General features: G+C 62.9%; 19 protein-coding genes. 7 read left to right on the forward strand and 12 right to left on the reverse strand.

Features of this window, described 5'->3' with window-relative positions:
• Positions 1-81 precede the first annotated feature (81 nt).
• The 6 genes from F8N66_RS17950 to F8N66_RS17975 all read right to left on the reverse strand — a co-directional run bounded on the left by F8N66_RS17950 (position 82) and on the right by F8N66_RS17975 (position 4,625).
• Positions 82-1,494 (reverse strand): heavy metal sensor histidine kinase, encoded by a 1,413-nt coding sequence (locus F8N66_RS17950; protein ID WP_150771446.1) that lies wholly within the window; start codon positions 1,492-1,494, stop codon positions 82-84.
• A complete protein-coding gene (locus tag F8N66_RS17955) occupies positions 1,491-2,162 on the reverse strand; it encodes a heavy metal response regulator transcription factor (protein ID WP_150771447.1) in 672 nt (223 codons plus the stop codon). Before F8N66_RS17955 ends, F8N66_RS17950 begins: the two co-directional genes overlap by 4 nt.
• Before the next feature lie 113 nt (positions 2,163-2,275).
• Complete coding sequence (locus tag F8N66_RS17960; RefSeq protein ID WP_150771448.1) at positions 2,276-2,533, reverse strand: DUF2790 domain-containing protein; 258 nt, start codon at positions 2,531-2,533, stop codon at positions 2,276-2,278.
• A gap of 127 nt (positions 2,534-2,660) precedes the next feature.
• Positions 2,661-3,434 (reverse strand): alpha/beta hydrolase, encoded by a 774-nt coding sequence (locus F8N66_RS17965; RefSeq protein ID WP_150771449.1) that lies wholly within the window; start codon positions 3,432-3,434, stop codon positions 2,661-2,663.
• Between the two features lie 352 nt (positions 3,435-3,786).
• On the reverse strand, positions 3,787-4,275 hold the full coding sequence (locus F8N66_RS17970) for a DUF6644 family protein (protein WP_150771450.1): 489 nt from the start codon (positions 4,273-4,275) through the stop codon (positions 3,787-3,789).
• Positions 4,275-4,625: a DUF6152 family protein gene (locus tag F8N66_RS17975; RefSeq protein WP_150771451.1), complete on the reverse strand. Its 351-nt coding sequence runs from the start codon at positions 4,623-4,625 to the stop codon at positions 4,275-4,277. The genes F8N66_RS17970 and F8N66_RS17975 overlap by 1 nt, the downstream gene beginning before the upstream one ends.
• Positions 4,626-4,886: 261 nt before the next feature.
• On the opposite strand from F8N66_RS17975, the gene F8N66_RS17980 reads away from it, so the two are divergent.
• The 3 genes from F8N66_RS17980 to F8N66_RS17990 are packed head-to-tail and all read left to right on the forward strand — an operon-like array spanning position 4,887 to position 7,869.
• The gene (locus F8N66_RS17980) at positions 4,887-5,852 is read left to right on the forward strand and encodes a tripartite tricarboxylate transporter substrate binding protein (protein ID WP_150771452.1); all 966 of its coding nucleotides are present in this window, start codon (positions 4,887-4,889) and stop codon (positions 5,850-5,852) included.
• A gap of 1 nt (position 5,853) precedes the next feature.
• Positions 5,854-6,336: a tripartite tricarboxylate transporter TctB family protein gene (locus F8N66_RS17985; protein WP_150771453.1), complete on the forward strand. Its 483-nt coding sequence runs from the start codon at positions 5,854-5,856 to the stop codon at positions 6,334-6,336.
• A 24-nt stretch (positions 6,337-6,360) separates the two neighbouring features.
• A complete protein-coding gene (locus F8N66_RS17990; RefSeq protein ID WP_150771454.1) occupies positions 6,361-7,869 on the forward strand; it encodes a tripartite tricarboxylate transporter permease in 1,509 nt (502 codons plus the stop codon).
• 74 nt (positions 7,870-7,943) lie between these two features.
• Here the strand turns inward: F8N66_RS17990 and F8N66_RS17995 are convergent, their stop codons facing one another.
• Entirely contained in the window at positions 7,944-8,864 is a 921-nt protein-coding gene (locus F8N66_RS17995) for a LysR substrate-binding domain-containing protein (RefSeq protein WP_150771455.1), read from the reverse strand.
• Positions 8,865-9,015: 151 nt separating this feature from the next.
• Here F8N66_RS17995 and F8N66_RS18000 point away from each other — a divergent pair, with 151 nt between their 5' ends.
• Together F8N66_RS18000 and F8N66_RS18005 are read left to right on the forward strand one after the other, a co-directional pair.
• Entirely contained in the window at positions 9,016-10,317 is a 1,302-nt protein-coding gene (locus F8N66_RS18000) for an NAD(P)/FAD-dependent oxidoreductase (RefSeq protein ID WP_150771456.1), read from the forward strand.
• Positions 10,318-10,369: 52 nt separating this feature from the next.
• The gene (locus F8N66_RS18005) at positions 10,370-11,458 is read left to right on the forward strand and encodes a polyamine ABC transporter substrate-binding protein (RefSeq protein WP_150771457.1); all 1,089 of its coding nucleotides are present in this window, start codon (positions 10,370-10,372) and stop codon (positions 11,456-11,458) included.
• A gap of 218 nt (positions 11,459-11,676) precedes the next feature.
• Here the strand turns inward: F8N66_RS18005 and grxC are convergent, their stop codons facing one another.
• On the reverse strand, positions 11,677-11,928 hold the full coding sequence (gene grxC, locus F8N66_RS18010; protein ID WP_150771458.1) for a glutaredoxin 3: 252 nt from the start codon (positions 11,926-11,928) through the stop codon (positions 11,677-11,679).
• A 137-nt stretch (positions 11,929-12,065) separates the two neighbouring features.
• On the reverse strand, positions 12,066-12,584 hold the full coding sequence (locus F8N66_RS18015; RefSeq protein WP_150771459.1) for a carboxymuconolactone decarboxylase family protein: 519 nt from the start codon (positions 12,582-12,584) through the stop codon (positions 12,066-12,068).
• Between the two features lie 134 nt (positions 12,585-12,718).
• On the opposite strand from F8N66_RS18015, the gene F8N66_RS18020 reads away from it, so the two are divergent.
• Positions 12,719-13,531: an AraC family transcriptional regulator gene (locus tag F8N66_RS18020; RefSeq protein WP_150771460.1), complete on the forward strand. Its 813-nt coding sequence runs from the start codon at positions 12,719-12,721 to the stop codon at positions 13,529-13,531.
• A gap of 345 nt (positions 13,532-13,876) precedes the next feature.
• On the opposite strand, the gene F8N66_RS18030 is transcribed toward F8N66_RS18020, so the two are convergent.
• From F8N66_RS18030 to F8N66_RS18040, 3 genes are all read right to left on the reverse strand, one after another.
• Entirely contained in the window at positions 13,877-16,300 is a 2,424-nt protein-coding gene (locus F8N66_RS18030) for a TonB-dependent siderophore receptor (protein WP_150771462.1), read from the reverse strand.
• Positions 16,301-16,399: 99 nt separating this feature from the next.
• A complete protein-coding gene (locus tag F8N66_RS18035; protein ID WP_150771463.1) occupies positions 16,400-17,368 on the reverse strand; it encodes a FecR domain-containing protein in 969 nt (322 codons plus the stop codon).
• Positions 17,365-17,886, reverse strand: coding sequence for a sigma-70 family RNA polymerase sigma factor (locus tag F8N66_RS18040; RefSeq protein WP_150771464.1), 522 nt, complete (start codon positions 17,884-17,886; stop codon positions 17,365-17,367). Before F8N66_RS18040 ends, F8N66_RS18035 begins: the two co-directional genes overlap by 4 nt.
• Positions 17,887-18,091: 205 nt before the next feature.
• On the opposite strand from F8N66_RS18040, the gene F8N66_RS18045 reads away from it, so the two are divergent.
• Positions 18,092-18,997: a cation diffusion facilitator family transporter gene (locus F8N66_RS18045; RefSeq protein ID WP_150771465.1), complete on the forward strand. Its 906-nt coding sequence runs from the start codon at positions 18,092-18,094 to the stop codon at positions 18,995-18,997.
• The last annotated feature ends 148 nt before the right edge of the window (positions 18,998-19,145 follow it).

A 19,145-nucleotide genomic window follows, 5' to 3' on the forward strand; every position in this document is an offset into this window, starting at 1 on the left:
ATCGCAGCCTTCGGCAGCGCCTACATTGGAATGCGGTCTCCTGTAGGAGCTGCCGAAGGCTGCGATCTTTTGATCTGGCCGTTATTCCCCCGCTCGGCGTGCAGGAAAAAACAGCTCGAAGCAGGTCACCCCTTCGGCACTGCTGACGCTGTACGCACCGTTGTGCAACTGCATGATCGTCGCCACGATCGACAGGCCCAGGCCATTGGATTGCGCCGAGCGTTCGCGGGACTGGTCCACGCGGTAGAAGCGTTCGAAGAGCCTGGGCAGGTGTTCGGCGGGAATGGTCGGGCCCTGGTTGCGGACCTGCAGGCGGATACCGTCGGCTGCCGGGGTGGCGTGGATCTGCAGCTCGGAGTCGGGCGCACCGTATTTGATCGCATTGGCACACAGGTTGGCCATGGCCCGGCGCAGCAGCATCGGTTCGGCCCAGATCAGCCCGCGGCCGTTGGCGTCGATGCGTATCCCGGCGTCCGCCGCGAGCCCCTCGAAGTAGTCGGCCATGCGTTGCATTTCCTCGGCGGCGTCCAGTTCCTGGCGTTGGCGCAGGGCGCTGGCCGGGTCGGTGCGGGCCAGGAACAGCATGTTGTCGAGCATGCGTGCCAGGCGTTCCAGTTCCTCGACGTTGGACGCCAGCAACTGTTGATAGGCTTCGGTGCTGCGGTTCTGCTGCAAGGCGACCTGGGTTTCACCGAGCAGGTTATTGATTGGCGTGCGCAGTTCATGGGCCATGTCGGTCGACACCTGGCCCAGTTGCACGAAACCCTTGCCGAGGCGGTCGAGCATGGCGTTGAAGGCGTCGATCATCGGCAGCAATTCGCGCGGCGCATCCTGGCTGTCGAGGCGGTCATTGAGGTTGCCGACGCCGATGCCCTGGGCATGCCGGGCCAGGCGCCGCACCGGTAACAGGCCGCGATCGACCAGGACATAGCCGGACAACGCCAGCAGGATCGCCGCCACGCTGGCGAACAGGTAGATGTTGAGGCGGTAGCTGGCGAGCACGGCGGTGCGCTCGGTCATCAGGCGCCCGGTGACCACTTCGAGACTGCCCTGGTCATCGGACTCGATAATGGCCGCCAACGCGGAAAAGGGGACGCCGTCGATGTTGGGCAAGTGCTGCACGTTGCCAAGGGTCAGCGGCTGGTTCATGGGCATGGGCGCCAGGGCCGGCATGTGGAGGTTGCCCGGGTTGACCACCAGCAATGGCGGCTGTCCAGGTACGCCGATGCTCAGCAGCGCTTCGCGGTTACCGAGCATGTTCTGGAACAGCGCCGGTTTGCTGCGGATCAGTTCCAGGGTGTTGCTGTCGTTGAGGAAGGTGCGCAGTTGATCGATGCGCGTCACCAGGGCCGCATCGTCACGGCGGATCAATTCGCGCTCCAGGTCGCGGTACAGCGCCACGCCGAGCGCCGTCAGCGAGACGAACGCGAGGAAGGCGAAGACCAGCGCCAGGCGCAGCGTCAGGGAGTGGCGCAATCCGGGGCGGGCATTCATGGTTGCGTGTCGAAGCGATAGCCGATCCCGCGCACGCTGTGGATCAGCTTGAGCGGGAACGGGTCGTCGATTTTCAGCCGCAGGCGCCGTACCGCGACATCCACCACGTTGGTGTCGCTGTCGAAATTCATGTCCCAGACCCGCGACGCGATCATCGAGCGCGACAGCACTTGTCCCTGATGCGTGGCGAACAGCTGCAGCAGGGCGAACTCTTTGTTGGTCAGGGTGATGCGCGTGCCGGCACGGATGACGCGGCGCTTGAGCACATCAATCTGCAGGTCTTCGATCTGCAACTGTTCTTCTTCCCGGGTCGGGCCACGGCGCGTCAGGGTGCGCAGGCGCGCCACCAGTTCGGCGAAGGAAAACGGCTTGATCAGGTAGTCGTCGGCGCCCAGTTCCAGGCCCTTGATGCGGTCGGCGATGTCATCGCGGGCGGTGAGGAACAGCACCGGGGTGTCGGCCTCCTTGCGCAGGCGGCGCAGGACTTCCCAGCCGTCCATTTTCGGCATCATCACGTCCAGTACGATCACATCGAAGTCGTGTTCCAGGGCCAGGTGCAAACCGTCGACGCCATCGCGGGCCAGGCTCACGGTGTAGCCGAGTTCCTGCAAGCCGTTGAGCAGGTAATTGCCGGCCTTGGGTTCATCTTCGACGACGAGAATGTTCATGGGGATCTGCCAGGTGTGGGGTCAGCAATGTTCAGGTTTGCGCAGGCGGGCTACAGCGGCAACCCGGTGCCGCCAGTGTAGCCCGATCATCCGTCGGCAAGCAGGGATGACGATCAATGATCGTTGGTGCAGCCGCTGCCCTGGACCAGATAGTCCAGCTCATGCTGGCGGCCCTGGTGGTCGAGGTAGTTCAGATGTGCGGGGACGATGCCGCATTGTTGCGAGATGTCGGTTTCGCCCACGACTTTGGCCACGTCGAGGTGGACGAAGGCTGCGTCCTTGTCGTGGATGACCGGTGCGGAGGCCTGGGTGTCGGCAAACGCGGTGCCGGTGGCGAGGAGGGCGGCAAAACCGAGGATAAACATTTTCATGATGAGTCTCTCTTTTCAAGGGTTTGGGGCTGTCGGCAGGGGGCCTGGCAGTGAGTTCAGGTTAACCAGGCGACCCGGACAGCCGACCAACAACTTCATTACAAAGCTGTAATGAAAGGGGGGCGGATTACGGCTGGCGACCGGCGGCGGCGAGGATCAGGTCAGCGATCTCTTTGGAGTGCGAGATCAGCGACAGGTGGCTGGACGGCAGCTCGATGGTGGTCGCGCCCATGCGCTTGGCCAGGAAGCGTTCCAGGTCCGGGTTGATGGTCTGGTCCTGGCTCGAGACCGCGTACCAGGACGGCTTGGTGTGCCAGGCGGCCGCGGTGGTGCGGTCGGTGAACAGGGTCTTGGCGATCGGTTGCTGCACGGCGAACAGCTGCATCGCCCTGTCGTGGGGCACATCACTGGCGAAGTACTTGAGGAACGCGTCCTGCTTGAGGCTGACGAAGCCGTCATGTTCTTCGGTGCCGGTGCGCACGGGCATGGTCGGGTATTTGGCCGAGAGAGCGACGAAGTCCTCCCCGGCATCCGGCGCGCGCGCGGCGACGTACACCAGCGAGCTGACCTTCGGATTGACCCCGGCTTCACTGACCACGGTGCCGGCGTAGGAGTGGCCGACCAGCACGGTCGGGCCGTCCTGCTGATCGAGCACCCGCTGGGTGGCGGCCACGTCGTCGGCCACTGACGTGAGCGGGTTTTGCACGGCGGTGACGTGCAGGCCGGCGGCCTGCAAACGGGCGATCACGTCCGACCAGCTGGAGCCATCGGCCCAGGAACCGTGCACCAGCACGACGTTGTTGGCCTGGACCGGAGCCGTCGTGGAAGCGGCCATGGCCGAACCGGTGCCCAGCATCAACAGGCTGGCGGCGATCAGGCAGAGTTTGCTCAATGGTTTCATGGTGTCGACCCTTGTCTTCATCAGTGGGAGGCGTGTCACCCGGTGTGGGTGACTGACGGGGCCACTGTAGGGAGCGAGGGGGGTGGGTACGCTGACAACTTGGTGACAAGTTTGTAATGAAGGGCGGTGGTGCCTGATTCACTGTGGGAATGAACTCACGGTGGGAGCGAGCCTGCTCGCGAAGGCGGCCTGACAGCCGGCCTGCTTTCCCGGATGTACACGTGCCTCTGTAGGAGCGAGCATGCTCGCGATGGACGTCAACGATAACGCGCTCTGTCTGAATGGTTGCGTTGCTTGGGCGTCCATCGCGAGCAGGCTCGCTCCTACAGGGCGGGGCGGGGGCGCTGCCTGCTCAGGTGTACGCCAGCAATCGCCCGCACAGAATCACGCTGACCCAGATCACAATCGAAAAAAACGCCTGCAATTTGGCCACGCCAGGCGCCGGGGTGTCGGTGTTCCAGGCTGTGACGGAGCGGTACACGCCCAGGTGGAACAGCACGGCATTCAGGCCTGCCGTGGCGATCAGGCACAGTTTGAGCAGGAAGATGTCGTTGGAGGCGAAATCGTGGGGGTGGGCGGTGAACATCATCAGCCCCGCCGGCACGATCAACAGCAGGGCGGCGATGGCCCAGCTCAGCAGGTGGCGGGCGAGGGCGGTGACCTGGAGGTTGCGGGACAGGCCGAGCACTCGCAGGTCGAACATCACCACCGCACCGACCAGTATCGTAAAGCCTACGATGTGCATCACCTCCACCAGCGGGTACAACCACAACTCCCCGCGCATGGCGGCACCGAGCGACGAGTCGTTGAGCCAGTCCATCCAGTTCGGCGCGGCCGGCATCAGCGTAGCTCGACGGTTTTATCGCCGATCGTGATGCGTTCGGCGCGCATTTCCTCCGGTTTGTTGCGGTTGGCGTAGCCGACCACGGTCGCCTGGGTGCCCACCGCCAGCATTGCCTTCGTCAGGCCGCGATTTTCCATGCGCGACGGGGGCGCGAGCACCACGTTCCAGGTCTTGTCCGCGGTTTTCAGGTTGACGAATCCGTGGGGGTGGGAGTAACCGGATGCTTCGATGGTGCCGCTCAGGTTCAACGGCTTGCTGGAGTCGTATTCGCTCCAGCCATGATGAGCAAAGGCCGCCGTCGCAACCAGCAACAATGACACACCCAGACTCTTGAGCATGACGTTCATGACAGACGCTCCTTTTCCAGTCTTTGCCGATGTTTTTCAGGATAGTCGGCGCATTTCGCCGCCTGAAACCGCCGGACCAATGAAATGTTTCCATCTGTGACGCAGGCCCCATGCCGCACCGCCAGGCCTTGCGTTGAAACCCCTTCAATAAACCCAACCATGGCCTACGCTTATCCGCAGGCCGATGGTCATTGAGCAGGGCTGGCCCCTGATCAACCGGCAATCGGCACCCATAAAAACAATGGAACAGGGAGATACGCCATGTCCGCTTTAACCCTCCGCTTGAGTCGTTGCCTGGCCGTTGGCCTCGTCGCAGCCGTACTGACCACCCCCGTGCTCGCGCTGGATACCGTCAAATTCATGGCCCCCGGTTCCGTGGGCGGCGGTTATGACCAGACCGCACGGGTGTTGGGCAAAGCCCTGATCGAAGCCAGCGTGGCCAAAGCCGTCACCTTTGAAAACAAGGGCGGCGCGGGCGGAACGCTGGGGCTGGCGCAATTCGCCAACAGCACCAAGGGCGACCCGAATGCATTGCTGGTGGTCGGTGCGATCATGGTCGCCGGTATCGAACAGAACAAACCGCAAATCACCCTGAAGGATGTGACGCCGATTGCCCGGCTGTTCACCGAATACAACGTGATCGCCGTGCGCAAGGACTCGCCGTACAAGACCCTCGATGACCTGGTCAAGGACTTCAAGGCCAAGCCAACCAGCGTCACCTTTGGCGGCGGTTCCAAGGGCTCGATCGACCACATCGGCATCGCCGAACTGGCCGGCAAGCTGGATGTCCCGGTCAACAAGGTGAATTACATCGCCACCGGTGGTGGGGGCGAAATCGTCGCCCAGACCCTGGGCGGGCAGATCAAGGTGCTGACCGGTGGCTACGCCGAGCTGGGCCAATACATCAAGAATGGCCAGATCCGCGTGCTGGCTATCGGCGCGCCCGAGCGTGTCCCGGGGATCGACGCCCCGACGCTCAAGGAAAGCGGCTACGACGTGGTCATCGGTAACTGGCGGGGTGTCTACGGCGCCGCCGGCCTCACCGCCGAGCAGCGTAAAGAAGTGACCGACGCGGTCGTGGCGGCGAGCAAAAGCAAAGTCTGGCAAGACAACATCAAGACCAATGCCTGGACCGAGAGCGTGCTGACCGGTGATGACTTCGGCAAGTTCGTCGACGAGGAACACGTGCGCTTGCGGGCGATGCTGGTCAAGGTCGGGCTGCTTTGAGATGGCCGGGGCGCGCGCAATCGTGCCGACGCAACTGGCGATCGGCCTTGGCCTGATCGCCCTCAGCGTCGTGCTGGCCGTGGGGGCGTACCGCTTTCCTGCGGAAATGGGCTTCGTGATTCTGCCGGCCTACGTTTATCCCTGTGTGGTCGCCGGGTTCCTCGCCGTGGTCGGCCTGCTGCTGAGTTATCAGGCGCTGACCGGCGGTTTTCGCGAACTCGACAACGGCAACGGGGTGATGGCTGGCGGCAAGTCCGGCGCGGCCTGGGTGACGGGCGGGCTGGTGGGCGTGGCCTTGTTGATCAACCTGATCGGCTTCGTGCTGGCCGCTGCGTTGCTGTTCGCCTGTTCGGCCAGGGGTTTTGGCAGTCGTCATCCGTTGCGCGACCTGGCCATCGGCATTGCCCTGACCCTGCCGATTTACTGGCTGTTCAACGCCGGGCTTGGGGTTTCCCTGCCGCCGCTGGTCAACACCTGGATTTGATCCGGGCCCAAGGAGATCGACTGCGTGGACATTCTCGCAAGCCTGATGATGGGGTTCTCTTCGGCGCTGACGCCGATCAACCTGATGTGGGGGTTCATTGGCTGCCTGCTGGGCACCGCCATCGGCGTGTTGCCCGGCATCGGGCCGGCGCTGACGGTGGCCCTGTTGCTGCCGATCACCGCCAAGGTCGACCCGACCGGGGCACTGATCATGTTCGCCGGTATCTACTACGGCGCGCAGTTCGGCGGCTCCACCACCTCGATCCTGCTCAACACGCCGGGCGAGTCGTCGTCCATGGTCACGGCCCTGGAAGGCAACCTGATGGCGCGCAACGGACGCGCCGGCCCTGCCTTGGCCACGGCCGCCATCGGCTCGTTTGTGGCGGGCACCATCGCGACGATTTTGCTGACCCTGTTCGCCCCGGTCGTGGCCCGGCTGGCGCTCAATTTCGGCCCGGCGGAGTACTTCGCGATCCTGGTGTTGTCCTTCACCACGGTGTCGGCGGTGCTCGGCGCGTCCATGTTGCGCGGTTTTGCGTCGCTGGGGATCGGGCTGACCATCGGCATGATCGGCCTGGACTCGACCTCGGGAATTGCCCGCTACACCCTGGGCGTTCCCGAACTGGTGGACGGCATTGAAGTGGTGCTGGTGGCGGTCGGCCTGTTTGCGGTCGGGGAGGCGCTGTACAGCCTGCTCTATCAAAACGAGCAGGCAGAAGGCCGGCACCGCCTGACCTCGTTGTGGATGACCCGCGCCGACTGGAAACGCTCGGTGCCCGCCTGGCTGCGGGGCACGCTGATCGGCTTTCCGTTCGGTTCGATTCCGGCCGGTGGCGCGGAAATCCCGACGTTTTTGTCCTATTCCACCGAACGCAAGCTGAGCAAATACCCCAAGGAGTTTTCCGCCAATAAGGGCGAGGGCGCCATCGAAGGCGTCGCCGGCCCGGAAGCGGCCAACAATGCCAGCGCGACCGGGTCATTGGTGCCGTTGCTGACCCTGGGCATACCGACCTCGGCCACGGCGGCGATTCTGTTGGCGGCGTTCCAGAACTACAACCTGCAACCGGGGCCGTTGCTGTTCGAAACCTCCGCCGAGCTGGTCTGGACCCTGGTGGCCTCGCTGTACATCGGCAACGTCATCCTGCTGGTGCTGAACCTGCCGTTGGTGGGGCTGTGGGTCAAGTTGCTGCAAATCCCCCGGCCATACCTGAACGCCGGCATCCTGGTGTTTGCGACCATCGGCGTGTACGGCATGCGCCATTCTTCCTTCGACCTGTTGCTGATGCTGGCGATCGGTTGGGCCGGGGTGTTGATGCGCCGCTTCGACTTCCCGGTGGCGCCGGTAATCGTCGGCATGCTGCTGGGGCCGATGGCCGAGAAACAACTGCGCAACGCCCTGTCGATCAGTGAGGGCGACTGGACGATCTTCCTCACGCAACCCATCTCGGCGTTTTTCATGGCCCTGACGATGCTGGTGCTGGTGGTGCCGCATCTGCTGCACGCGCGGGGGATCAAGTTGCATGAGGATGATTGAGTGCCGCGATTACGCGCAACGCCCCTGTGGGAGCGGGCTTGCTCGCGAAGACGGTGTGTCAGTCACATCCATGTTCAATGGGCCGACGTCTTCGCGAGCAAGCCCGCTCCCACAGGTGACGGGGGCGTCGTAGCCTGCCCGGCAAACCACTGCATCACCCACTCGCACGCCGGATGCGCCGCCGCCGAAGGTTGCAGGCACAGCGCGTAGATGCCCCGGGTCTTCAACGGCTCGCCGAACGGGATGTGCAGTACGCCGCGTTCAATCGATTCGCCCGCCAGGGTCATGTCAGTCATCGCCACCCCCAATCCCCGTGCCGCCGCATCCAGGGCCAGTTCGTCAAGGTTGAAAGGGATGTGCCGGAACGCTTCCAGCGGCGGGCCGTCGTTGGCGGACAGCCAGTGTTTCCAGTCATTGCGATCCGCCGAGCGATGCAGCAAGGCATAGCGTGCCAGGTCTTCCAGGGACGCCAGTGGCAGGCCGGGCGCGCACACCGGCACCAGTGCTTCCTCGAACAGGGTCAGGCAATCGGCGGCAGCGGACGGTTCTGGAAGGTACAGGATGTAGGCGTCGCTGTCGCTGGCCGGTTCCACCACTTCCGTGGCCACGGTTTCAATGGCCAGTGAAACATCCGGGTGGTGGCGGTAGAAGTCGCTCAGCTTCGGCAACAGCCAACGCACCGCCAGCGATACGTGCATGCGAATGCGGAACGGACGTTTCTGCGGGGCGATGCGCTCTTCCAGGGTTTTCAGCTGTTCCAGGATAGCGCGCGCGCTGGCCAGCACCTGTTCGCCTTCGGGCGTCAGGCGCAGGCTGCGGCTGCTGCGCACGAACATCGCCACACCGAAGTGACTTTCCAGCTGCTGGATTTTGCGGCTCACCGCGCTCTGGGTCAGGCACAGGGTCTGCGCCGCCTGGGTGAAGCTGCCCGAACCGGCCACTTCGACCAGCGCCTGCAAGCCCTGGAGCGAGGGTACGTGACGAATTTTATCCATGCGTTTTTCGAATACCTGGATGCGATAATAACGTTGGTTGCGGACGGGAAGAGCCTTTAGATTCTAGTCATGGCCGCCGTCATCTCCAAGCATTCATGCGATGTGAGCATAGGCGTTGACGGTTGCGCAACGAACGTCGAAGAGGTGATGCATGGAAAACAAATGTGGCTGGATTGCGCAGGCCGGGGATTCTCCGGTGCGCGATGCCTTGAGCGGCACGCAACAGGCCGACTGGCTGGTAATCGGCGCCGGCATCACCGGGCTGTGTGCCGCCCACTCGCTGGCCGACCTGCATCCCCAGGCACGGATCGTGGTGGTCGACCGACAACGTGCCGCGCAAGGCGCCTCGGCGCGTAACTCCGGTTTTGTGGTGGCCCACGAACATCCGGCCACCGCTGAACTGCAAGGCAACGCCGGGTTCGCCGGCTTCCAGGTGGACACCTCGATTTCCCGCGCCGCCAGCGACGAGGTGCGCAAGCGCATTGCCCGGCATGGCATCGAATGCGATTTTCGCGAGTCGGGCTACTTCTTTGCCGTCAGCGATTGGCGCAAGTTGACCGATGTCGAAGCCAAGCTGCAGACGCTGCGCGCCGTCGGTGCCAGCGGGCAATTCCTGCAAGGTGAGCAGCTGATCCGGAAGCTGGGCACCCGGCATTACCAGGCGGCGATCTGGTGCGGCAATGGCAACGCCTTGCTGCAACCGGCGAAGTACGTGAAGGGCTTGCTCAATGCCTTGCCGGACAAGGTCACGCTGTTTGAAAACACCGAGATCACCGGCCTGCAGCGCCTGGCCGACGGGCGGATTCGCGCCACCGGCCGCCATGGCTGCATCGAAGCGAAGCAGGTGCTGGTCTGCCTGAACGCCTTCGTCTCCCGCTCCGGCATCAGCGACAGCGGCACCTTTCCCATGGAACTCAGCGCCAGTCTCACGCGCCCGCTCAGCGACGAAGAGTTTCAGGCCATCGGTGCGCCCGAGCCCTGGGGCGTGCTGTCGACCCGGCCGCTGGGGGCCACGGTGCGCCTGACCCCGGACCGTCGGGTGATGATCCGCAACACGGCTGAATACCGCTCCCGGGACTTGTCCCTCGCCGAACTGGCCATCCGCCGCCAACACCATGTGCTCGGTTTGCAGCGGCGTTTTCCGATGCTGGGCGAGCACGACATCCAGTACACCTGGACCGGCCACCTCAGCGCTTCACGTTCCGGGCAGGCGTACTTCGCCAAGGTCGAGGAGGGCGTGTTTGCCGTGGCTGGCTGCAATGGCTCGGGTGTGGCGCGGGGCACGTTGTGGGGGCGGTTGCTCGCCGAACTGGCTTCGGGGGTTGGCTCGACGCTGCTGCAATCGGTCATGGAGCGCGCCCAGCCCGGCTGGTTGCCGCCCAAGCCTTTGCTCGACATCGGTGCCATGCTGCGCATGCGCATCGAGACGGCCCGGGCCAGAACCGAAATCTAGAACACAGCCTTTCAAATAAAACAAAAGCACTTCAATACGAAGGTGATCGAACATGCGTGTCAAAACAGTTTCCCTGGCGGCTCTTCTCTCGACCTGTTGCGCGGCGGCCTACGCTGACGAAACCGTGAACATTTCCAACTGGAACGGCTACATCGCCGATGACACCTTGCCCACTTTCACCCGGGAAACCGGGATCAAGGCCACCTACGACATCCACGACAGCAACGAAGTGCTGGAGTCGAAACTGATGACCGGCAACACCGGCTACGACGTGGTCAGTCCGTCGAACCATTTCCTGTCACGCCTGATCAAGGCCGGGGCGATCCAGAAGCTCGACAAAAGCCAGTTGCCGGACTGGAAAAACCTCGACCCGGTGCTGATGAAAAAACTGGAAGTCAACGACCCCGGCAACCAGTACGGCTATCCCTACATGTGGGGCACCGCCGGCATCGGCTACAACGTCGAGAAGATCAAGGCGATTTTCGGCAACACCGACGTCACCCATTCCTGGAAGCTGTTTTTCGACGAAGCCAACATCAAGAAGCTCAGCGAATGCGGCGTGGCGATCATCGACAACCCGACCCAGGTCCTGCCGATCACCCTGAATTACCTGGGACTGCCGCCCCACAGCCACGAGCCGGCGGACTACAAGAAAGCCGAGCAGGCGCTGCTGAAGATCCGCCCGTACGTGCAGTATTTCCATGCCTCCAAGTACATCAGCGACCTGGCCAACGGCAACGTCTGCGCGGTGATCGGCTTCAACGGCGACATCGTGCAGGCGGCGGCCAGCGCCAGGGAAGCGAAGAACGGGATCGACATTGCCTACTCGATCCCGGACGAAGGCTCGACCCTGTGGTTTGACATGGTGGTGATGCCCAGGAGTGCCCCCCACGAGAAGAACGGCTACACCTACATGAACTACCTGTTGCAGCCGCAAGTGATTGCCAACATCAGCAACAGCATCCACTACGCCAACCCCAACAGCGCAGCGGATGCCTATGTGGTGCCGGCGGTGAAGCAGGACCTGGCGATCTACCCGCCGACCACGGTGATGGACAAATTGTTCACCGTCGAGGACCTGCCGGCGTCCATCGCCCGCTTGACCACGCGCCTGTGGACCAAGCTGAAAACCAATACCTGAGCCGATATGAACGTCAACTTGTAGGAGCGAGCCTGCTCGCGAAAGCGGTGGAGCAGTCAACATTGATGTCGTATGACACACCGCTTCGCGAGCAAGCCCGCTCCCACACTGAACTTCGGTGTACATAGTGTCTATGTTCACCGCGGCCGGATGTGGGAGCGGGCTTGCTCGCGAAGGCGTCGGCACATTCGGCATTGATAGGCCTGACATCGCTTTCATCAGGCCAGCATCGACATCAACCCGCCCTGGCGATCGAGCTTGGCCAGGTCGTCGAAGCCGCCGATGTGCGTGTCGCCGATGAAGATCTGCGGCACGCTGCGTCGTCCGCTGCGGTCTTGCATTTCCTCGAATTTGCCAGGCTCGCGCTGGACGTTGATTTCATGCATCGCGATGCCTTTGCCGGCCAGCAGCGATTTGGCACTGCGGCAGTAGGGGCAGGTGTCGGTGGTGTACAGGGTTACGGTGGTCATATTCAGTCTCCAGAACGGGGTTTATGCCCAACATCCCGTGTAGGAGCTGCCGAGTGGAACGAGGCTGAGATCTTTTGATTTTCAAAAGCAAGATCTAACGATCGCAGCCTGCGGCAGCTCCTACAGGAAGCAGTTGATCAGGCGTCGATGGCCGGAAAGTCGATGTCGGTCAGGGCGGCGTTGTTCAGGTAGTTGGTCAGCGTCTGCGAGGCCACGTGGGCGATCACTTCGATGATCTTCGCGTCATTGATCCCGGCGGCGCGGGCGGCGGCGATCTGCTCGCTGTCCAGGTGGCCACGGCTTTCGGTGATTTGCCGGGCGAGCAGGGCGTAGGCGTCGAGCCGGCCTTCGCGGGCACTGAGAATCTCCTGGCTGGAGAGCCCGGCCTTGCCGGCGAACAGCGTGTGCGCCGCCAGGCAGTAATCGCAACCGTTGACCTGGGAGGTGGCGAGGAAGATCGCCTCCTTCTCCGTGGCGCTCAGCGAGGTCTTGCCCAATGCGGCCGAGTTTTGCAGGTAAGAGGCCAGCACGGCGGGGGCGTGGGCCAGCACCCGGAATACGTTGGGCAGGAAGCCGATTTTCTTCTGCACGCCTTCCAGCAGTGGGCGGGTGGCGTCGGTGGCGTGTTCCAGGCTGACAGAGGTAATGCGGGTCATGATGATTCTCCGAGGATTCAAGCGCGACGGGCGCTGGGTACGGAGTTCATGCTAGTGAACAGGGCTGGTTAAATGGATGCAAATCGTCGACGATATGCGACAGATCGTCCAGAACTGCCCTCGGGAGCTTCCCCATGGATCGCCTGTCCACCTTGCTCACCCATTTCGGCGTCAACGCCGGCACCTTTCACAGCGGCACGTTTTGCGGCACGACCGCCTTCGATGGCAGCCAGGCATGCGGTCATGTGCATTTGCTGCAAGCCGGCGAGATCGGCCTGAAACTGGCCGATGAGCGCGAGCTTCACCTCAGCGAGCCGACGTTGATCTTTTTCCCCCGGCCTTACCGGCATCGGCTGTTTGCGACAGAGGCATCCGGCACGCAGTTGGTCTGCGCATCGCTGAATTTTGATGGCGGCTCAAGCAATGCCCTGGCGGCAGCGCTGCCGGATTACCTGGTGCTCAGGCTCGACGAAATCCCGGCCCTGGCCAGCACCCTGCAATGGTTGTTCAACGAAGCGTTCGAGGGCACCTGTGGCCGTGAAGCGGTGATGGACCGCCTGTTCGAACTGGTGGTGATTCTGTTGCTGCGACACATCCTGAGCACGCGCAATCAGCAGCCGGGGATGATGGCCGGGCTGGCGGATGCGCGCCTGGCCCGGCCGCTGAGCCAGATGCACGAGGCGCCCGGCAAGGCCTGGAGCGTGGCGCAGCTGTCGGCGCTGGCCAACATGTCGCGGGCCAGTTTCGCCGAACACTTCAAGCGCGTGGTCGGCCAGGCACCGGTGGATTACCTGGTGAGCTGGCGCATCAGCCTGGCGCAGAAGCGTTTGCGCGAGGGCAAGCCGATTGCGTTGATCGCCGAGGAGGTCGGCTACGAAAGCCCGTCGGCCCTGGCCCGGGCGTTTCGCCGCAAAACCGGGGTCAGCCCGCGAGAGTGGAGGGGGTGAATGATCATGAGGCATAGCCTGGAAACTGACGCAGCCGGTGTCGGGCTGCGAAGATCCGGACACTTTGGTCTGTCCGCCAGATCGCGCGCGCAGGTTTCACGACTGCTGCGCAACCGAATGCAGGCTTCACCCGCGGCTACACAGCGAGCGCCATGGCCGGAAGAGGCGCTGGAGGAGGACTACGAATCCAGCTCGCCAGTGTGCTATCGGGACCAGTTTCCGGATTATTGAGCCCGTAGGAGCGACCCTGGTCGCGAGGGTCGTCAACGATGACACGGGGTGTCTGGTGCCCCGTGGCGGTCTCGGGTCCATCGCGAGCAGGGCTCGCTCCTACAGTTTGAGACGTCAGTACTGCGCCCGCACCGCCAGTGTCAGGGTGCGAGGGTCGCCGTAGAAGTTGGTGCCCCAGGACGCGTCCACCCGGTCGTAATACTTGCGGTCGAACAGGTTGTTGGCGGTCAGTGTCGTCGACAGGTTGTCGTTGAACTTGTAGCCCAGCTGGGCCGTGGCGATGGCGTAGCCGCCTTGTTCGAATTTCACTTCACGCTGGTAGTAAGTGTCGCTGACCGCGCGAACGCCGCCGCCAACACTGAAGTCCTTGAGCGGGCCGTCAGTGAACGCGTACTTGGTCCACAGGTTGAAGTTGTGCTTGGGCGTGATGGTGCTGAAGGTCTTGCCTTCGGTGCCGTCGTCGGACTGCAGGTACTTGGTGGAGGTGAAGGCGTAACCGGTGACGATGCTCCAGTTGTCGGTCAGGTTGCCGCTCAGCTCGGTTTCCCAGCCCTGGCTGCGCGCCTTGCCCTGTGCTTCGTACGCCGCGGTGGCGTTGTTGTATTCGGCGCGGTTTTCATCGTAGATGCGGAACATCGCGATGCTGGCATTCAGGCGACCGTCGAAGAACTCGCGCTTGAGACCGATCTCATACTGCTTGCCTTTGCGCGGGCCGATCGGCGTGTTGTCCGAGCCGATTTCGCTTTGCGGCTTGAACACCCCGGTGTAGCTGGCGTAAGCCGACAGTTCCGGGGTCAGTTTGCCGATGAGGGCGCCATAGGGCACGACCTTGCGGTTGATGCTGGTGTGGGCGCTGCCGAAGTTGTCGAAGAAGGCGTTGGCGTTCTTGGCATCGCTTTCGTACCAGGTCACGCGGCTGCCACCGATGACATCGAGCCAGTCGGTGACGTTGATTTTCGCGCGGGTGTACACGCCGTACTGATCGGATTTGGACCAGTTGCCGTTGTTCTTTACATAGTCCTGTTTCGGAATGTCGATGCTGCCCGGGTCAAACACGTTGATCGGGAAGTAGTCGCCGCCACCGTAGGTAAAGTCCTTGTCCAGGTGCTGGTACTCGCCACCGAAGGTGAACTCGTGGGTGCGACCCAGGGCTTCGAACGGGGTGGTGACGAAGCTGTCGGCGCCAATGCTCTTGATGTGGGTGTAGTAGTTGTACGCCACCGCCCAGCTGTCGCCGGTATCGGGGTCGACCGCGCCGTCGGCCCAGGTGAAATTGCGCTTGGGGGTCTCGGCGTCGCGGTAGGTCAGGGTGGTTTTGAACTGCCCGCCATTGTCCAGGGTGTGATCGACTTCGGCGAAGGTTTCCCAGACTTTTTCGTTCAGCTCGTTCCACTTGGCATCGACAAAGGTCGAGCGCGAAACGTCCAGTAGCTTGCCGCTGGCGTAGGCCGGCAAGCCAAACGCCGGGGTGGAGTGGTTCTGCTGGTAGGCGCCGCCGACCGACAGGGTGGTGGACGGATCGAGGTCCAGTTCCAGGCGGCCGTAGACCATCGGGCGTTCGTTCTGCGCGTAGTCGACGAAGGATTTGTTGTTCTCGTAGGCGGTGATGAAGCGACCGCGCACCGTGCCCTGATCGTTCAGCGGGCCGGTGACATCCACCGAGGAACGGTAGTGGTCATAGGAACCGCCAGCCAGCTCGCCACCGATGGCGAACTGGTTGAGGGCGCGCTTGCGCACCACGTTGATCGTGCCGCCGGGCTCGCCCGCGCCTTGATACAGGCCCGACGGACCGCGCAGCACTTCGACGCGGTCGTACATTGCCAGGTCGAAGGCGGTGGCCATGTCGCCCTGGCCGGTCGGTTGCGAGACGCCATCGACCTGCACCTGGTCGACGAGGAAACCGCGCATGTAGACATCGTTGAGGCTGGAGCCGGAGTTGTAGGTCTTGATGGTGACCCCGGTGACCTGGCGCATGGCGTCTTGCAGGCTGTTCATGTTCTGGTCGTCCATGCGCTGGCGCGTGACCACCGACACCGACTGCGGAATGTCCTTGAGCTTGATGTTGCCCTTGCCGATGCTCACTTCGTTGGTGGTGTAGGAGTGGGTGTCTTCGGTGGTGACGCCCAGGCGCTGGCCGGTGATCGAGGTCGCCCCCAGTTGCAGGGCGTCGCCGTGGGCCGAACGCACGAGGGTATAGCTGGCGTCGCTGCGCTGAATCATCTCCAGGCCCGTGCCACTCAACAGCCGGGTCAGTGCCTCGAACGGCGAATAGCTGCCGGACAGGCCAGGGCTTTGCAGGCCGTCGGTGAGGGCCGGATCAAACGACAGCGCGATGTGGCTGTCGGCGGCGAACCGCGACAGCGTGTGCCCCAGCGGGCCTGCCGGGATTTGATAACGGCGCGCATCGGCGATGCTCGATGCTTGAGGCTGTGCGGCCCAGGCCTGGGTGCAGGCACCGCTGATCAGCAGGCTGGCGAGGGCATGGCAGGCGGCGCGGCGCAGCGGCGGCGTGAACGGGATGGAGCGGGCAACGGGCATTCTGAGTGATCCTGTCGGCAAGGGAGAGAGGGTGCTTCCTCCCTTGCCAGCCCAGCGCGAAAAAAGTATCACCTCATGGCACATTTATTTTCGGGATGATCAAGCGGGTGAAATCGTCACCCAGTAACCGCCGAGCCGCGTTGTCACGTTCAGCGGGTAGGTCAGCGCCAGCATGCTCAGCGCGCGGCGCGTATCGTCCAGCGGGAACGCCCCGGAAATCCGCACTCCGGCCACGGCCGGATCGCAGCGAACCAGGCCATGACGATAGCGGGCCAGTTCCGCCGCGAAGTCGCCCAGGCGCATGCCGTCGGCCACCAGCATGCCCTGGGTCCAGGCGGTCAGGGCGCTGTCCGCCGGGGTCGGTGTGTCAATCGCGGTGGCCGAGAATTCCGTCTGTTGTCCGGCGAGCACAATCAGCGGCGTTGCCTGCGGTCGCTGGAACAACTCGATCTGCACGCGGCCGTCGAGCACCGCCAGCCGCGTGATCCCGTCGCCCTCGCGGACACTGAAACGGGTGCCCAACGCTTGCAGTCGACCCTGTGCGGTCGTCACCCGGAATGGTCGGCCGGGCACCAGTATGTCGGGCGCGGTCTGCACCAGGATCTCGCCTTTGCGCACCCGGACCAGACGCTGCGCGGCATCGAAATTCACGTCGATCGACGTGTCGGTGTTAAGGGTCAGCTGGCTGCCATCGGCGAGGGTCAGTTGGCGGCGTTCGCCAATCGGCGAATGGTGGTCGGCGGTCCAGCCCTGGCGCTCGTTGAGCTGCCAGCCGACCCAGGTGGCCGGTGCCAGCGCCAGCAACGCGGCGAGGCGCCCGAGCATCGCCCGGCGCTGCGGATTGGCCGGCCGGTCGAGCGCCGGCATGGCCAGCTCGGGCGGCAGCCCGCCCAGTTTGCCCAGCAAACTCTCGGCCCGGCGCCAGGCGTATTCCCGTTCGGCACTGCTGGTTCGCCATTGCTGCCATTGCGCGAACTCATGCGCACTGAGCGAACCTTCACTGTGGCGCATCAGCCATTCGGCGGTCTCTTCCAGGGTGACCGGGCTGATCATCGACGGGTGACTCATTCGGGCATCAACGTCAGGCACTGCAAAAACGCCTGCTTCATGTAGCGCTTGACCGTGATCAGCGACACCTGGAGTTGCACGGCAATCTCGTCGTACTTCATTGCACCGATCTGCGACAGCAGGAACGCCCGCTTCACCAGCGGCGGCAGGCTATCGAGCATCGCGTCGACTTCGTGCAGGGTTTCCAGAATCAGGAAACGCACCTCCGGCGAGGGCGCAAGCGACTCCGGCATCTGCGCCAGTGCCGACAGATAAGCGCGCTCCAGCGCCTGGCGCTGATACCAGTTCACCAGAATGCCCTTGGCCACGCAGGTCAGATAAGCCCGCGGTTCGGCCAGGTCCGGCAGGGTCTTGGCGGCGAGAATGCGCGTGAACGTGTCATGCATCAGGTCGGCGGCATCCACCCGGTTACCCAGCTTTCGCTGCAACCACGCGTGCAGCCAGCCCTGATGGCCGACGTACAGGGCTTCGACACAACGCACATGGTGCTGATGGGTGGCAGGCAGAGAGTCGCTCATCGCGTCAATATTTTTTGCTAGTGAGAATTATTAGCAATTGTAATGAGCGACCGGGAGGACAGCAAGGGCAACGTGGTGGTGGTTCTGGTCTGTAGGCGCGAGCTGGCTCGCGATGAGGCCGACTCAACCCGCGCAGGACATCAGCTAGACTCCTCCCTCAAGTATCCGCCACACCCGGCGGTCTGGCGGCTTGAGGGGCGATCACGTGAGTAATCGAGGTGAGCAGTCTCTGCTCAAGCAGTCGACCTTCCTGATGCTCGCCGTGACCGTCGCCGGGATCATCACCGGGTTTGTGTCGGGCGCCCAATCTATCCTGTTCGATGGCTTCTTTTCGTTAGTCGCGGCCTTCATCAAGGTCTTGATGCTGATCACCGCCCGGCTGATCGCCAAGGAAAGCAATCAGCGCTTCCAGTTTGGGTCGTGGCACCTGGAGCCCATGGTGCTGGTGATCGAGGGCAGCTTCCTGTTCCTGGTTGCCATTTATGCCTTCCTCAACGGTGTGTTCGGCATCCTCAGTGGTGGCCGCGAGGTCGAGCTGGGTCTGGTGATTCTTTACGCGGCGGTGTTCACTGTCGTTGAACTCATTTATTTCTTCTACGTCCGCCATCGCAATCGCACGCTCAACTCATCGCTGATCCAGTTCGACAACATCAGTTGGCTGGTGGACGCGATGCTGTCGGCGGGCCTCTTGGTGAGTTTCCTCATCGCACTGCTGCTCAAGACTCAGGGTTACGAACAATGGGCGGTCTACGTCGACCCGCTGATCCTGATTCTGTTAGCCCTGGGCATGCTCCCCCCAGCGTACAAAATCCTCGGTCCGGCCTTGCGCGATGTATTGGGAATCGCCCCGGATCAACTGGACGAAAAGGTGCGTCAGGTGATGGAGGTGGCGAAGGTCGAGCATGGTTTCGATGACTATATTTCCTACGTGCAGAAACACGGCAGGGCCTGTTTTATCGAGATCCACATCGTATTGCCGCTGGATTACCGGCTGGACGGTGTGGGACAACTGGACAGCTTGCGAGAGGAAATTTCCACGAAACTGGGCGAGCCGGACGCCGCGCGATGGCTGACCATCAGCTTTACCGGTGACCGCAAGTGGATCGAATGATCAGGAAAAGTCACCTGAGACATTCCGCCAGTCCGCGATAACCCGTCGCCAGGTTTGAACGGGCACCCACCGAAGGTTTCGTGTCCGTTCAAGGTCAAGGATGGCGCTGTGGCGTATTGGCGAACCTGGCTGACAGAGAGGGGGTACG

It is taken from the genome of Pseudomonas fluorescens (assembly GCF_902498195.1).
Taxonomy (GTDB): domain Bacteria; phylum Pseudomonadota; class Gammaproteobacteria; order Pseudomonadales; family Pseudomonadaceae; genus Aquipseudomonas; species Aquipseudomonas fluorescens_BU.